This is a genomic window from Collinsella aerofaciens, from assembly GCF_027679495.1.
Lineage (GTDB): Bacteria > Actinomycetota > Coriobacteriia > Coriobacteriales > Coriobacteriaceae > Collinsella > Collinsella aerofaciens_AK.
The window spans coordinates 1-15,255 of record NZ_JAQEKC010000019.1; the positions used below are offsets into that span (position 1 = coordinate 1).

The 15,255-nt window shown below is 57.6% G+C and carries 10 protein-coding genes; 6 read left to right on the plus strand and 4 right to left on the minus strand.

The window, feature by feature from the left end; all coding sequences use genetic code 11:
* Window positions 1-161 precede the first annotated feature (161 nt).
* Genes coaE through uvrB form a run of 3 tightly spaced genes read left to right on the plus strand, consistent with a single transcriptional unit; the run spans window position 162 to window position 3,669 of the window.
* Entirely contained in the window at window positions 162-803 is a 642-nt protein-coding gene (gene coaE, locus PGW49_RS07555; protein ID WP_270226136.1) for a dephospho-CoA kinase, read from the plus strand.
* Complete coding sequence (locus tag PGW49_RS07560) at window positions 796-1,377, plus strand: lytic transglycosylase domain-containing protein (RefSeq protein WP_270226137.1); 582 nt, start codon at window positions 796-798, stop codon at window positions 1,375-1,377. Before coaE ends, PGW49_RS07560 begins: the two co-directional genes overlap by 8 nt.
* Window positions 1,378-1,428: 51 nt before the next feature.
* On the plus strand, window positions 1,429-3,669 hold the full coding sequence (gene uvrB, locus PGW49_RS07565; protein WP_270226138.1) for an excinuclease ABC subunit UvrB: 2,241 nt from the start codon (window positions 1,429-1,431) through the stop codon (window positions 3,667-3,669).
* Window positions 3,670-3,734: 65 nt separating this feature from the next.
* On the opposite strand, the gene PGW49_RS07570 is transcribed toward uvrB, so the two are convergent.
* From PGW49_RS07570 to PGW49_RS07585, 4 genes are all read right to left on the minus strand, one after another.
* Window positions 3,735-5,375 carry an NAD(P)/FAD-dependent oxidoreductase gene (locus PGW49_RS07570; protein ID WP_215693429.1) on the minus strand — a complete coding sequence of 547 codons (1,641 nt, stop codon included), beginning with the start codon at window positions 5,373-5,375 and terminating at the stop codon, window positions 3,735-3,737.
* Window positions 5,376-5,455: 80 nt separating this feature from the next.
* Window positions 5,456-6,727, minus strand: a complete 1,272-nt coding sequence (locus PGW49_RS07575) for an FAD-dependent oxidoreductase (RefSeq protein WP_270226139.1) — start codon at window positions 6,725-6,727, stop codon at window positions 5,456-5,458.
* Window positions 6,728-7,558, minus strand: coding sequence for an Mrp/NBP35 family ATP-binding protein (locus PGW49_RS07580; RefSeq protein WP_055310500.1), 831 nt, complete (start codon window positions 7,556-7,558; stop codon window positions 6,728-6,730).
* A gap of 145 nt (window positions 7,559-7,703) precedes the next feature.
* A complete protein-coding gene (locus tag PGW49_RS07585) occupies window positions 7,704-9,857 on the minus strand; it encodes an LTA synthase family protein (RefSeq protein ID WP_270226140.1) in 2,154 nt (717 codons plus the stop codon).
* A gap of 193 nt (window positions 9,858-10,050) precedes the next feature.
* On the opposite strand from PGW49_RS07585, the gene uvrA reads away from it, so the two are divergent.
* The 3 genes from uvrA (at window position 10,051) to murJ (ending at window position 15,249) form a co-directional block, all read left to right on the plus strand.
* On the plus strand, window positions 10,051-12,930 hold the full coding sequence (gene uvrA, locus PGW49_RS07590) for an excinuclease ABC subunit UvrA (protein ID WP_270226142.1): 2,880 nt from the start codon (window positions 10,051-10,053) through the stop codon (window positions 12,928-12,930).
* Window positions 12,931-13,062: 132 nt separating this feature from the next.
* Complete coding sequence (gene ybaK / locus PGW49_RS07595; protein WP_006236166.1) at window positions 13,063-13,563, plus strand: Cys-tRNA(Pro) deacylase; 501 nt, start codon at window positions 13,063-13,065, stop codon at window positions 13,561-13,563.
* A 105-nt stretch (window positions 13,564-13,668) separates the two neighbouring features.
* The gene (murJ, locus tag PGW49_RS07600) at window positions 13,669-15,249 is read left to right on the plus strand and encodes a murein biosynthesis integral membrane protein MurJ (RefSeq protein WP_161144834.1); all 1,581 of its coding nucleotides are present in this window, start codon (window positions 13,669-13,671) and stop codon (window positions 15,247-15,249) included.
* Window positions 15,250-15,255 lie beyond the last annotated feature (6 nt).

The window sequence follows — 15,255 nt, forward strand, 5'->3', positions numbered from 1 at the left end:
GAGAAGGGGGAGGCCTCGCGGCCTCCTCCTTTTTTGCGTTATATACACGTTGTACTTTGGGACCTAGTTCCCCCGTATGCGCTCTTACTGTTTGGCTGTATTTTGAGTCCTTCTAGTGTATTTGAGCGATAATTACTCGCATTGGCGTTAGGGAGGGCTTGATGTTTACCGTATTTGTCTTGGGCAATATTGCTTCGGGTAAGTCGACTGCCTGCCGCTATTTCGAATCTCGTGGCGCTATGCTAATCGATCTGGATGAGCTTGCAAAATCGCTGTATGTGCCGGGCTCTGATATCGTCAATGCTCTCGCGGATGAATTCGGTTGGGACATTTTGGATGAGGATGGCGGCATTCGCCGCAACATCCTCGCTTCTCGAGCTTTTGCTTCTCCTGATTCGGTCGCACGGCTCAATGGCATTGTGCATCCCGTTCTCATTGAACAGCTTTCGCTTAGGATTCTCGATCCGGTTTGTTGTACGGTTTCGTCTCCCCGTTATCCCTTTGCGGTGGTCGAGGTTTCTGCTCCGACTGGTTTTGAGGATGCATTTGGCTTGGCTGATGAAATTTTGGTCATCAGCGCCCCTTTGTCAGTTCGTCGCGAGCGCGCTATTCAACGTGGCATGGAGCCATCTGATTTCGATGCCCGTTCTGCTTGCCAGCCCGAAGAGTCTGCGCTGTGCAATCTCGCTACAACTGTGATTGACAATGCGGCAGGCGATAACTCGCTCTTTGAACAACTGGACGCATGGCTTGCGCGTCATGGCTTCGGGGATGTAGCGGATAGGGAGGAGACCGATGCCTAAGACACGTTTCTTTACGTGGTATCGCGTGGCGCCACTTGCCGTTATGTTTGTTTTCGGCCTTATTTCGCTCGTCTACTCGTATGCCCCTGCCGCCTTCTTTAAGCCTTTGTATCCAATTGACTACGAGGCGTACGTAAAGCAATCGAGCATTTCGCACAATCTTGATCCGTATCTAGTGTGTGCTGTCATAAAGTCGGAATCGAATTGGGATCCCGAGGCTGAGTCGAATCAAGGCGCACAGGGATTGATGCAGCTGATGCCCGAGACTGCCCAGGATATGATTGCCAAGGGTCTTGTCGATGGCAGCGAGTATTCAGCCGGCGACCTTAACGATCCCGCTACGAACATCGAGTTTGGCTGTGCGTATCTTTCGTATCTTCTAACGTATTTTAACGGGTCGACTGACAGTGCCATTGCCGCCTATAACGCCGGCATGGGCAATGTCGACGGATGGGCGCAGCAGAGCACGTCGCTTCATAATGCAATCACCTTTCCCGAGACGCAGGCGTATCTGATTCGTGTCAATAATGCCTGGGTTCGCTACAAGACCCTCTATCCCGATCGGTTCGTATAGGACTATGCCTGCCGCCTGCGTATACTGCAGATATATGAGTTAGGAGTATCCATGGCGGAATTTGAAGTTGAGCGTGTTGGAGGAGAGCTCAAACGTTTTGGCGTTGAGGGCTCTGAGGTGCCGTTTGAAGTCGTTTCTCCCTATGAGCCGGCTGGATCCCAGCCCAAGGCTATTGAGTCGCTTGTGCAAGGCGTGAGGGACGGAGATCGATACCAAGTTTTGCTGGGCGTGACTGGTTCGGGTAAGACCTTTACGATGGCTAAAACTATTGAGGCCTTGGGTAAGCCGACGCTTGTCATGGCTCCCAATAAAACGCTTGCCGCTCAGCTCGCGAGCGAGCTCAAGGAGTTTTTCCCCAATAACTCCGTAGTCTATTTCGTATCGTATTACGATTACTATCAGCCCGAGGCGTATGTGCCGCAAAGCGACACCTATATCGAAAAGGATTCTTCGATCAACGAAGAAGTCGAGATGCTGCGCCATCAGGCGACCGCCTCGCTGCTCTCTCGACGCGATGTGATCGTCGTTGCATCGGTCTCGTGTATCTATGGCATTGGCTCTCCAGAGGACTATGCGGGCCTAGCTCCAAACGTCGACAAGAAGGTGCCGCTCGAGCGCGATGACTTTATCCATGCACTTATCGACATTCAATATGATCGTAATGACTATGACCTGGCACGCGGCACGTTCCGCGTGCGCGGCGATGTTGTCGACGTGTATCCGCCTTATGCCGAGCATCCGTTGCGGTTTGAGTTTTTTGGCGACGAGGTCGAGTTGATTGCCGAGATCGATGAGGTCACCGGTGAGATGCTTCGTGAGTACGAGGCCATCCCCGTATGGCCGGCATCGCACTACGTGACCGAGAAGCCGAAGGTCAAGGCGGCTCTGAAATCGATCAGCGAAGAGTGCGAGAAGCGCGTCGCAGAGCTCAAGGCGACCGACAAGTTGCTCGAGGCGCAGCGTCTGCAGCAGCGCACCGATTATGATCTTGAGATGCTCGAGACGATGGGCTTTTGCAACGGCATCGAGAACTACTCGCGTCATCTGGACGGTCGCAAACCGGGCGAGCCGCCGTTTACCCTAATCGATTACTTTCCCAAGGATATGCTCTGCATCATCGATGAGAGCCATGTGACGGTGCCGCAGATTCGCGGCATGCACGAAGGTGACCGCTCACGTAAGGTTACGCTGGTGGAACACGGTTTTCGCCTGCCCTCGGCGCTCGATAACCGCCCGCTTCGTTTCGATGAGTTTGAGGCGAGGATTCCCCAGTTCATCTACGTCTCGGCTACGCCGGGCGACTATGAGTTGCGCGTGAGTCAAAACGACGTTGAGCAGATCATTCGTCCGACCGGCCTGCTTGATCCCAAGATCGACGTTCGTCCTGTCCGAGGCCAGATTGACGATCTTGAGGACGAGATTCGCGAGCGCGTGGCCCGCAAGGAGCGCGTGCTGGTGACCACGCTCACCAAGCGCATGGCCGAGGACCTGACCGACCATCTGCTTGATGCCGGCATTAAGGTCAACTACATGCACTCTGATACGGCGACAATGGACCGTGTCGAGATCCTGCGAACGCTGCGCGAAGGCAAGATCGATGTTCTCGTTGGCATCAACCTGCTTCGCGAGGGCTTGGATCTCCCCGAGGTCTCACTGGTGGCAATTCTCGATGCCGATAAGGAAGGCTTCTTGCGCAACCGCCGTTCGCTGATTCAGACGATTGGCCGTGCGGCCCGTAACGCCGATGGCGAAGTCATCATGTATGCAGACGTTGTGACCGATTCGATGAAAGAGGCCATCGAGGAGACGCAGCGCCGTCGTGAGATTCAGATGGCATATAACGAAGAACATGGCATTGTGCCCAAGACAGTGCGCAAGGCCATCAACGACATCTCAAGTTTTATTGCCGAGGCCGAAAAAACCGTGGGCTCCAAGGGACGCTCGAAGGGCGACTCTCTTGGCCATGGCGCATTCTATACGCCCGATGAGTCGGGCGAGGGCGGTGTGCCGGAAACGGTGGCGCCCGAGCAGACACTTGCGGAGCAGTTGGAAGAACTGCCGCATGACGAGCTTGTGCGGATCGTCGAAACCATGGAAGAGGATATGCGTAACGCTTCTGCCGCTATGGACTTTGAGGAGGCGGCGCGCCTGCGCGATGCCGTCGTTCAGATTCGGGCGATGCTCGAGGGTGCGTCTGAGGACGAGACGATCGAGCGCTTACGCTCGCAGGCCCGCAAGGGTTCCACGTTCGCATCGGGCAGAAAACGCCAGGGTGCACGGTTTAAGAAATAGCGAACAGGCCCCGAGTTCTCTGTGGAGCTCGGGGCCTATGTCTTTTGCGCGCTGGAATTTGTGCGTTAGAGGTCTGCGATCAGGGCTTCAGCACAACGGATGCCGTCGGTGGCCGCGCTCATGATGCCGCCGGCATATCCAGCTCCCTCACCACAAGGGTAGAGGCCCGGGGTCGACACGGCATGGCACGTTCGGTCTCGGGTAACAGTGACCGGTGAGCTCGAACGAGTCTCCACGCCGGTAAGAACGGCATCGGGACGGTCGTAGCCTCGTAGCTTTTTTCCGAGTAGGGGAAGTCCCAGGCGGAGCGACTCGACGATATGCTGCGGTAGGGCTTCGTCAATTGCCGTCCAGGTCACACCGAGCGGATAGGTGGGCTTTACCTTTCCGGGCGCCTTGCTGGCGCGTCCTGCGAGGAAATCTCCGACGAGTTGTGCCGGTGCGTTCCAGTTGGAACCGCCCAGGCGATAGGCGGCCGCCTCGCAGGCACGCTGGAGCTCGATGCCGGCGAGCGGGTCATCGTTGGGAAGGTCCTCAGGCGTGACGTTAACGAGCAGGGCGGCATTTGCGTTGCGTCCGTCGCGGGCATTGAGACTGGCCCCGTTGACGCACAGATGGCACGGTTCTGAAGAGGCGGCAACAACCTGTCCGCCGGGGCACATGCAAAACGAGAACACGCTGCGGCCGTTGGGAAGATGGGCAACAAGTTTGTAGGGGGCCGCCCCGAGCGCTGGATGTCCCGCCGAGGCTCCATATTGGGCTCTGTCGATGTCGCGTTGCGGATGCTCGATGCGAACGCCCATGGCAAAGGTCTTTTGTGCGAGGGCCACGTTGTGGTCCTTAAGGAGCTCAAAAATATCGCGAGCAGAATGCCCGCAGGCGAGGATGAGGTGCTTTGTCTCGATTGGCTCGTAAGCGGCGTCTTGGGACGATTGGACATCAATACCGGTGATGGCGCCAGACGCGTCGATGCGAATGTCGACGAGCTTCGTTCGATAACGGACGACACCTCCGAGCTGCTCGATGCGCTGGGATATAGCGGTGACAACCTTGGGAAGGATGTCGGAGCCAATGTGCGGCTTGGCATCCCACAGAATATCGCGGGGCGCACCCGCCTCGACGAAGGTTTCGAGGATAAGGCGATGGGCGGGATTTTTTGTTCCCGTATTGAGCTTGCCGTCCGAGAAGGTCCCCGCGCCGCCCAGACCAAACTGAATATTGCTCTCGGGGTCGAGGATGCGCTCCTTTAGAAAGAGGTCGATCGCCTGCGAGCGGCGAAATGCCGGGTCGCCGCGCTCGATAAGCAAGGGCTTAAGACCTGCTTTGGCGAGCGTGAGCGCAGCGAAAAGGCCGGCGCATCCGGCGCCGACAACGACAGGGCGTTCTTGAGGTGCGTCGGAGACGGGGGAGGGGAATGAAGGCTCATCGTCTTCTATCGCGCGTACGCGCGAGCGGTCACGCTCGGCAACGCTGTCGACCGCTTCTCGCTCGAGGTGGGGACTAGTCAGCTCAACACGAAAGCTCAGGATAAAATGGACGTCTCGTTTTTTGCGAGCGTCGATTGACTTGCGGTGGAGTTCGATGGACTTGATCTCGGAGTCCTTGCAACGTAGGATGCGCTTGGCGACTCGCTTGCCAACAATGAGGCAGGTATTTTCATCGCCGGCTTCATCGAGCGACACGTTGACTTGGGTGATTTCGATCATCGAGGTCTCCTTAGAGGCAAGAAAGAGGCCGTCCGGTATCCCAGACGGCCCGAATGCGTTTTTGATTATAGACTGCGCGGCTACAGGCTGCTTGCAGCGCGAATGCCCGAGAGCCATGCCCACGCAAGGTTAAAGCCTCCGCAATCGGCGTCGATGTCGAGCGCTTCGCCGCAGACGTAAAGCGGGGCGTCGACAACGCTGCGCGCGCGTAGGCTGGGTGTTGAGATGCTCTCGACAGATATGCCACCACGCGTGACCTGCGCCGAGCGCTCCTCGGCTGTTCCCTCGACGAGCAACTTAAAGTGCTTGAGGATCGAGACCAGGTGGATGACATCGTTGGAGCCTGGATGGCACTGCTCGAACGCTGTGCAGACGACGCGGGAGAGTTGCGGGGCGAGCATGCCGTCGAGCCAACGGGGATCGCGGGGCGAAAAGCAGCCGAGCAGCTCAACGCGCCGGTTGAGCATATCGAGCAGCTCGTCTTTGGAGAGGTCGGGGAAAACGTCGAGCAAGATCGTATCGCCGTGCTGGATACGACGGGAGAGGTTGAAGACAGCGACGCCCGAGATACCGAAGGTTCGAAACAGGACTTCACCGTCTTCGTGCCAGAGCTCATTATGATTGCGGGCGAGCGTCAAGCGGGCGCGGACGCGCAGGCCATCCAACGTCTTGAGTGCCGCCCGATCGCCGACGACCGTTGCCGATACGGGGCAGAGGATGGGGCGCAGCGAAGTGAGGGGGAGGCGAAACGTATCGGCGATACCGGTGGGGTTGCCACCCGTGGCGATAATTACGGTATGTGCCTGCAGGGCCTCGTTCTTGCGAGGGACATCGGCGAGCGCTTTCCGAAGCGAGCGGAGCTCCGATTTTCGGTCGTCGTGCTTTTTTGCCTTGAGTGCCCGCGCTGGACGGTCTATTTGGAGTGTCCAGCCTTCGGAAGCTTTGTGCGCCGAGGCAACGTTGGCTCCGCAGATTAAGGTGATACCTAGGCGGTCGCAAACGTTGAGAAGCGCGTCGCGCACCGATTCGGCGCGAAGGGAGCGCGGGTACAGTCGGCCTTCCTCGGAGGTTGTCATGATGCCCAGCGAGGAGAAGAAACCCATAAGCTCTTGTTCGGGTTGGGGGCCCATGACAGATTCGACGAATGCGGGGTGGTTATACCGCTGAGGATCAATCGATTCGTTGGAGAGGTTGCAGCGGCCGTTGCCGGTCGCAAGGAGCTTAAGGCCGCAGGCGACATCGCGCTCAACGATGCAGACGCTTTTGCCAGCACGTGCGGCCATAATGGCGGCGGCGAGGCCTGAAGCCCCGCCGCCGATTACCAGGACGTCATAGAAGGCGCTCGTGTTCACTTAGGCCTCGTCGGTCTCGTGCGGGGTAATAGCCTCGACGGCAGAGACTGCCTTGGGCAACATGCCATCGGGCAGCGCGGTCTCGACCTCGCCCTTATCGCAGGCCTCGGCGAGTGACGGATTGATGGGAAGCGTGCCCAAGATGTCGAGGTTATAGCGCTCTGCGACCTCGGGGAGCTTGCTCTTGCCAAAGACCTCGATCTTCTTGCCGCAGTCGGGGCACTCAATATAGCTCATGTTCTCGACGATGCCCAGAATGGGGACGTTCATCTTCTCGGCCATGTTGACCGCCTTGGCGACGATCATCGAGACCAGATCCTGCGGGCTCGTGACGATAACGATGCCGTCGACGGGCAGTGACTGGAAGACGGTGAGCGCGACGTCGCCTGTTCCCGGAGGCATGTCGACCAGCAGGTAGTCGATGGGGCCCCACGAGGTCTCGCTCCAGAACTGCCTAATGGCGCCTGCGATGACCGGACCGCGCCAAAGGACGGGGTCGGTCTCGTTTTGGAGCAGCAGGTTGGAGCTCATGACCTTGACGCCGTGCTCGGAGATTTCAGGCAGCATGAGGTTGCCAAGGGCATGGACGTGGCGTCCGCTCATACCGAACATCTTGGGGATAGAGGGACCGGTGATGTCGGCATCGAGGACGCCGACCTTGTGGCCGTGACGGGCAAGCTCGGTGGCGATGGCACCGGTGACAAACGACTTGCCGACACCGCCCTTGCCGGAAAGCACGGCGATGACGCGTTTGACCTCGGACAGCGTATTCTCCTCAAATTGCGACGGCGACGTTTGTCCGCCGGCGGCCTGTGCGTGCTCGCAACCCATGTATGACTCCTTTGTATATGTTGGGGCCGGGGCCCCGTGATGTGACACGAGCGTCATTGTACCCTCGTTTGCGAGCGGGAGTCATTTACGATGCATTTGGGCCGAGCGTGCTTGCAATACGATGGGTCCAAGCGAATGGGCGGGCTTACTGAACTTTGCTGGCGAACTCGAGGTATTGCATGCGCTGCAGCTTGTCGATCGTCGAGGCGTATGGGCTGTCTTCAGATTCCAAGTCGTAGCGCAGCCCGTCGGCACCAAGGTAGCCGGCGACATTGATGGTGGGCACATCTGACCTTGTTGCAAGCAGAGCCTTTTGATAGTCGGTGAGCGGGGCGCCGATCTTATTAAGGGTAATGGCTGCAACCTCGTTTGCCCCGACGGTGTCGTAGACGTTGAGCTCGGTATTGCCGGCGATTTCATAGTTAGCCCAGACAAAATATGTCGACTGATAGATACGGAAAGCGTGGCTTGCCGTATCTTCCTGAGGGTACAGCTCGTCGTTGAGAGCCGTTGCGGCGCTCGGCTGATGGTCGCCAAAAAAGACAAGGACAACCGGTCTGCCGATATTGCGGAGCTCGTTGATAAAGTACTCGAGGTCCCGGTCGGATGCGTTGATGCAAGTAAGATAGGTATTGAGCGCGCTATTGGCGCCCTCGCTGGCTCCCTCGACCCAATAGTTTGTCAACTCTTCGGCGGGAACGGTGCCATAGTCGTAGCCGCCGTGATTTTGCATCGTGACGTCAAAGATGAACTGCGGGGCTTCGTCGGTTCTAAGCAGGTCGAGTATCTTGTCGTAGGTGGCGTAGTCGCATACGCCGGCATGGTAACAGGGCGCACCTTCGAAATCGCCGATTGAAAGAAAGTCTCCAAAGCCCAGCTGCTGATAGATTTTATCTCGATGGTAGTTGACGGGGTTTTGCGGGTGCATAGCGGTAGCGGTATACCCAAGCTCTTTAAGGTCCTTTGCCAGGCTGTTGACGCCATTCATCTGATACAGCTGATAGGGGATTTTGCCTAATCCGACAAAGGCCGTTGTCGCTCCGGTCAAAAATTCGAATTCGGAGTTCGCCGTTCCGCCACCGGCGACCGAAGCGAGCATGGTGCCGCGAACAAGTGTGTCGGGAAGCGAGTTGTAGAATGCGGGGCCGGTGTACCCGGCCGCCTGGAGCTGCTCAAAGCACGAAAGGTCGCTAAAACTCTCATTCATGACGGCAACAATCGTCGGCTTGATTTCATTGAACTGGGCAACAGCCGCCGCGCGCTGCTCGCTCGAGCCATACGTGCTGTCGTAGGTGGCGGCGAGCTCCTGCTCGATGCTCTGCGCCTCATCGGGCGTATAGTCTTCGGGCTTCTCAATGGGCAACTCGTTGACCATTTCGGTGAACGAAGTGATAAAACCCTGAGACGCATACGTGGTGATGGGCTGCCAACGGTCAAATCCAAAATTCAGCGCCTGCTCCAAGTCGATGCTGGAAAAGCCCGAGAGCCCCACAACGGTCACTAGCAGAAAAGCGCAGAGGTTAGCGGCGATTGCGGGGAAGACATGGGTGGGCGTACGGAGCTTTCTCGGTCGGATAAGCGAAAGAAGCCCCAGGGAAATCTCCAGCAGGGCTAGAGAGGTTACGATTCCGGCGGTAAAGGTAAACTCGTATCCCTCGCTCACTTCCATTGCGGTGCCAAGGGCCAAGATATCGCTTGGCAGGATGGCCTCGCCTTTAAACGTTATGACGAAGTGCTCGGCAATGCCAAGGATGCAACAGGCGACGGGCACGAGGGCCATGACGCCTCCATGACGCTGTCCCAGCAAATAAAGGGAGAGCAGAACCGTCGCGAGCAGCCCGACGGAAAACCCGAATGAGTTGGCGGGAATGCGATAGAACGTTTCGTTGCAGGCAATTTCGAGTGAAACGAACGAGAGCGCTGAAACAGCGGCGATGACAAGGATGTCACGGCAAATACAGGCAACCGTTCCCGTCGCAAGATCGGTTTGGTCGATAAGTCCCGAAACCAAGGGCTCGACAAGAAGTATGACGGCGGCAGCACCGAGCGCCGAATAAGAAAGGACCCATAGGGAACTGTCCTCATTTACGAGCAATTGATTCGTAATCCATGCAGCTACCATGCCGAGCGGGATGAGGAGCGTCGCGCACCAAAAGACGCGGGCAATGGGTGGCTTTTCATTGTGTTTGATTGAAAAATACACGCGCACGACGACGGTGGCCACGATAAGGATGGCGATGAATATGGGCAGATTGGCCATGTCACTCGAAGTGATTTCAAGGGGGATATCTTCGGTCATGGACGTTCCTCTGTTACGGCAAATTAAGTCCAGTATTAGATTACTGTAACCTTTCCACGGCATTTCGAGAAACAAAGCGCCCGATACGCAAAGCTAAAGGTCTGCGAATCTTGTATTACGAACATCTGTGCGCGTCGAGTGCGCTAAACTCATCGACAGTATGATTCGATGCAATAGGAGGCAAGGAGCTTCCATGTCTGATTCTTCTATCGTTATTCGCGGCGCTCGTGAGCACAACCTCCGTGATATCGATGTTTCCATTCCGCGTGACCAACTCGTGGTCATTACCGGTCTTTCTGGCTCGGGCAAGAGTTCGCTGGCATTTGACACTATCTATGCCGAGGGCCAGCGTCGATACGTTGAGAGCCTTTCGAGCTATGCGCGCCAGTTCTTGGGCCAGATGGACAAACCCGACTTGGATTCAATCGACGGCCTTTCGCCGGCGGTGTCGATTGACCAAAAGACGACGTCTAAAAACCCTCGCTCGACGGTTGGCACCGTAACCGAGATTTATGACTATCTGCGCCTGCTGTTCGCCCGTGTGGGCACCCCGCACTGCCCCGAATGCGGCCGCGTCATTGAGCGTCAGACGACCGACCAGGTTGCCGACAAGGTCTTGGCGGCGGGGGAGGGCCGCCGCGCGTTTGTGCTGGCACCGGTGGTGCGCGGGCGAAAAGGCGAGTACACCAAACTGTTTGAGGACCTTCGCGCCGAGGGCTTTAGCCGCGTGCGTGTCGACGGTGAAGTGCGCTCGCTCGACGATCCGATCGATCTGGACAAGAAGTTCAAGCACGATATCGAGGTCGTGGTCGATCGCATCGTGATCCGTGAGAACTCTCTGGGCCGTATCGCCGAGTCTGTTGAGCAGGCGACCGCGCTGGCTCACGGCAATGTAAACGTGTACATGCTGCCCAATCGTGATGCTCCCGAGGGGACCGAGGGCGAGCTGCTGGAGTATTCGTTGGCCTTGGCGTGCCCGGAGCATGGTCACTCCATTGACGATCTTCAGCCGCGTGATTTTTCGTTCAACGCTCCCTATGGCGCATGTCCTGAGTGCGACGGCCTGGGCTTTAAGAAAACCGTTGATGCCGAGGCGCTGATCGAGGACCCCTCGAAGTCCATTGCCGACGGAGTCTTTGGTAGCCTGTTCGGCAATTCGAACTACTATCCGCAGATTTTTGCTGCGGTCTGCAAACACTTTAAGGTGAGCACCGATACGCCGTGGGAGGACTTGCCCCCTCGCGTGCGTCGTGCATTCTTGGATGGCCTGGGCGATACGAAGATCTCGGTCGACTACCAAAAGCTCGACGGACGTCGCAGCCAGTGGGATACCAAGTTTTCGGGCGTTCGCAACATTCTGTACGAACGCTATACCGAGACGACGAACGAGAACACCAAGGCGCGCTTGGAGAAGTACATTCGCGAGGAACCGTGCTCGAGCTGCCACGGCGCTCGTTTGCGCCCTGAGATGCTCGCCGTCACCGTGGGCGGCAAGTCCATTTACGAGGTTTGTTGCCTGTCGTGCCGTGAGTCGCTCGAGTTTTTTGAGGGCCTGGAGCTCACCGAGCGCCAACAGTTTATCGGCGGGCGCATCGTCAAGGAAATCCTGGAGCGCTTGCGTTTTCTGGTCGATGTTGGACTCGACTATCTGACGCTCGATCGTGCCTCGGCGACGCTTTCTGGTGGCGAGGCGCAGCGTATTCGCCTGGCAACGCAGATCGGCGCGGGTCTCATGGGCGTGCTCTATATTCTGGATGAGCCCTCGATCGGTCTTCATCAGCGTGACAACGAGCGCCTGATTAAGACGCTCGAGCGCCTGCGCGATATCGGCAATACCGTTATCGTCGTCGAACACGACGAGGATACAATCCGTGCCGCCGACTACGTGATCGACATGGGGCCCGGCGCCGGCGTCAACGGCGGACACGTAGTCGCGGCGGGAACGCCTGCCGATATCATGGCTTGTCCTGAGTCGATGACGGGCGCTTATCTGACCGGCAAACGAATGATCCGGGTGCCTGATGAACGGCGCAAGCCCGGTCGTGGCTGCCTTAAAATTACGGGCGCTCGAGCCAACAACCTCAAAAACGTTACCGCCAAGATCGAGTTTGGTACGCTTACGGTTGTTACCGGCGTGTCGGGATCGGGCAAGAGCTCCCTGGTTACCGACACCATTGCGCCTGCCCTTACGAATGCTATTCACCGTTCGACGCGCCCTGTGGGTCCGTATAAAAAAATCGAGGGCATCGAGTGTGTCGATAAGGTTATTGATATCGACCAGTCGCCGATTGGCCGCACGCCGCGTTCCAACCCTGCTACTTATATCGGCCTGTGGGATGATCTTCGCGCACTGTTTGCGAGTACGCCGGAGTCGAAGGCGCGCGGCTACTCGCCAGGTCGTTTCTCCTTTAATGTGAGTGGCGGGCGCTGTGAGGCGTGCAAGGGCGACGGACAGATCAAGATCGAGATGCACTTCCTTCCCGATATCTACGTTCCCTGCGAAGTTTGCGGCGGTAAACGCTACAACCGCGAGACACTCGAGGTCACCTATCGTGGCAAGACCATCTCGGACGTGCTCGACATGAGCGTTACCGAGGCGCTGGCCTTCTTTGGGAATATCCCGCAGATTAAGCGCAAGCTCCAGACGCTGTACGATGTAGGCTTGGGCTACGTGAGCCTGGGCCAGCCCGCCACGACGCTTTCGGGCGGCGAGGCGCAGCGTGTGAAGCTCGCCAAGGAGCTTCATCGACGCCAGACGGGCAAGACGTTCTATATTTTGGACGAGCCGACGACCGGCCTTCATTTTGAGGACGTCCGCCAGCTGCTCGATGTACTGCAGCGCTTGGTCGATGCGGGCAACACGGTGCTGGTGATTGAACACAACCTTGATGTCATCAAGGTTGCCGACCGCCTGATCGATATGGGTCCCGAGGGCGGTAACGGCGGCGGAACCGTCGTGGTTTCGGGTACACCGGAGCAGGTTGCGGACTGTCCGCAGAGTTATACGGGCAAGTTTTTGGCGCCGTTGCTCAGGCGTGACCGGGAGCGCCAGGCTCAACTTGATGCTCAATAAATAGGCGATTCAGTTTATGGGCGCCATCGACTCCTTGTGATTCGATGGCGCTTGCTGTGCCGAAGTGACGTATGCAGCCGAATTGGACATATACTTAATCCTTGCGTCCGAATGCGAGGGAAAGGATATGTCATGGCAAAGGCTGTAAAGACGCCAAAAACCAATGCGATGCGCGAGCTGGAAAGCGCCGGCATTTCCTATGTTCTACATACGTACGAAGACGATGGCGATGAGTCGGTGGGCCTGGGGGTCGCGATTTCGGAGCAGCTTGGCGAGGAGCCCGGTCAAGGATTTAAGACTTTGGTCTGTGTGACACCGTCCAACGACTATGTCGTGTGCTGCATCCCTGTTGCCGACGAGCTCGATCTAAAGTCCGCCGCGCGTGCCGCGGGGGAGAAGTCCTTGGCCATGATGCATGTGAAGGATTTGCTTGCGGCGACTGGCTACGTTCGCGGCGGCTGCAGCCCGGTCGGTATGAAAAAACGCTACCGGACGCTCATTGATGAGACATGTGTCCTTTGGGATACCATTTTTATTTCGGGAGGCAAGCGTGGTTATCAGCTCGAGCTTGCACCCGATGATTTAATTGCATTTTGCGGGGCGACGGTTGCCGCGATTACGAGAGAGGACTGAGCGATGCCGCAGGAAGAATTGAAGCGCGGAGCTCATTTTGCAAAAGAATCTGCGCCTCAGACACCCTCATCCGAAGCTTCTTCGTCGCGAGATGACACTGACGACATGGGCTCGTCGGACTACTCCACGGTTGGTCGTTCCGCCGGGCTTATGACCATCCTGACTATCGTGTCTCGCGTCACCGGTTTTATCCGCACGTGGGCAATGGCGGCCGCTATCGGCATGTCGCTACTCTCGTCCTCCTATCAGGTCGCCAACAACCTGCCCAATATGCTCTACGAACTCGTGATGGGCGGCATGCTCGTGACGGCGTTTTTGCCCGTGTACATGGGCGTGAGGCGTGAGCAGGGTCGCGAGGCCTCAAACGAGTACGTGGGCAACCTGCTCGGCATTCTGCTTTTGGTGCTGGGTGGCATTTCGTTGCTGGGGACCGTGTTCGCCCCGGGCTTTATCTGGACGCAATCGTTCCTTTCGGGTGACGGCGGCAGCATGGATACCGCTGCGTTCATGTTCCGTTTCTTTGCCATCCAGATTCTGTTTTATGGTTTGGGCTCGGTGTTCTCGGGCGTTCTCAACGCACACCGCGACTACTTCTGGTCGACGTTTGCTCCGGTCCTCAACAATGTGATCGTCATTGCGAGCTTTATGGGTTTTGCGCCCGTGTCCGCACAGTTTGGCGAACGTGCCGGCATCATCTTGATTGCGGCCGGTACGACCCTCGGTGTCTTTGTTCAGATGGCATGTCAGATCCCCGCGCTTGGCAAGCACGGCGTGCATCCCCATATCCATATCGACTTTAAGGACCCCGCACTGCGGCAGACGATTGCGCTCGGTATCCCGACGCTGCTCGCCACGGTGTGCATGTTTGTCTCGACTTCTATCACCAACGCTGCCGCGCTGGTGGTCCAGCCCGAGACTGGTCCTTCCGTCATCGCCTATGCGCGCCTGTGGTACACGCTGCCCTACGCGCTGATTGCCGCCTCGCTTTCGACGGCGCTCTATACCGAGCTCTCTCACGACGCACAGGAGAAGGATTACGACAGCGTTCGCACGGGCATTTCGCGTGGCGTCGCCCAGATGCTGTTCTTCCTGATTCCGTTCGCGCTGTACCTGATTGTCTTCGCGCGTCCGCTCAACATGATCTACTGTGCTGGCAAGTTCGATGAATCCGGCGTGACGCTGGTGTCCGAGTACCTTGTCTACCTGGCGCTCTCGCTGCCGCTCTACGGCGTGGTCGTGTTGATGCAGAAGAGCTTCTCTGCCTTGCTCGACATGAAGCCCTATAGCCGCTATTGCCTGTATTCTGCCATCGGCCAGGCCGGCTCGGTTCTGCTGTTTGGCGTTGTGCTGGGCTTCGGCATGCCGGCAATCGCGCTTTCGTATGTCGTCGACTACGTGATCTTGGTCGGTTGTTCGCTGTGGTGGCTGCGTCGTCGTCTGCGTGGCCTTCAGGTCAAATCTATCCTACATGGCGGTTTCTTTGGCCTTTTGCTCGGTGGCCTGGGTGCTGCCGCAGGCGCCGGCGTCATGTGGGCGCTTGAGCACTTTGTCGGGGCGCTTGGCGGTTCGATTCTGATTACTCTTGGCTATGTTTGCGTTGCGGGTGTCGTCTCGCTTGCTGTTACCTTTGGCCTTGCCGTCGTCCTTAAGATGCCCGAGGTCTCGGCGCTGCTTCGTCGCAAGTAGGTGCGC

Excerpts from the sequence above, each read along its gene's own strand:
- coaE (WP_270226136.1), top strand. The coding sequence starts at position 162 with ATGTTTACCGTATTTGTCTTGGGCAATATTGCTTCGGGTAAGTCGACT.
- PGW49_RS07560 (WP_270226137.1), top strand. The coding sequence starts at position 796 with ATGCCTAAGACACGTTTCTTTACGTGGTATCGCGTGGCGCCACTTGCC.
- uvrB (WP_270226138.1), top strand. The coding sequence starts at position 1,429 with ATGGCGGAATTTGAAGTTGAGCGTGTTGGAGGAGAGCTCAAACGTTTT.
- PGW49_RS07570 (WP_215693429.1), bottom strand. The coding sequence starts at position 5,375 with ATGATCGAAATCACCCAAGTCAACGTGTCGCTCGATGAAGCCGGCGAT.
- PGW49_RS07580 (WP_055310500.1), bottom strand. The coding sequence starts at position 7,558 with ATGGGTTGCGAGCACGCACAGGCCGCCGGCGGACAAACGTCGCCGTCG.
- PGW49_RS07585 (WP_270226140.1), bottom strand. The coding sequence starts at position 9,857 with ATGACCGAAGATATCCCCCTTGAAATCACTTCGAGTGACATGGCCAAT.
- uvrA (WP_270226142.1), top strand. The coding sequence starts at position 10,051 with ATGTCTGATTCTTCTATCGTTATTCGCGGCGCTCGTGAGCACAACCTC.
- ybaK (WP_006236166.1), top strand. The coding sequence starts at position 13,063 with ATGGCAAAGGCTGTAAAGACGCCAAAAACCAATGCGATGCGCGAGCTG.
- murJ (WP_161144834.1), top strand. The coding sequence starts at position 13,669 with ATGGGCTCGTCGGACTACTCCACGGTTGGTCGTTCCGCCGGGCTTATG.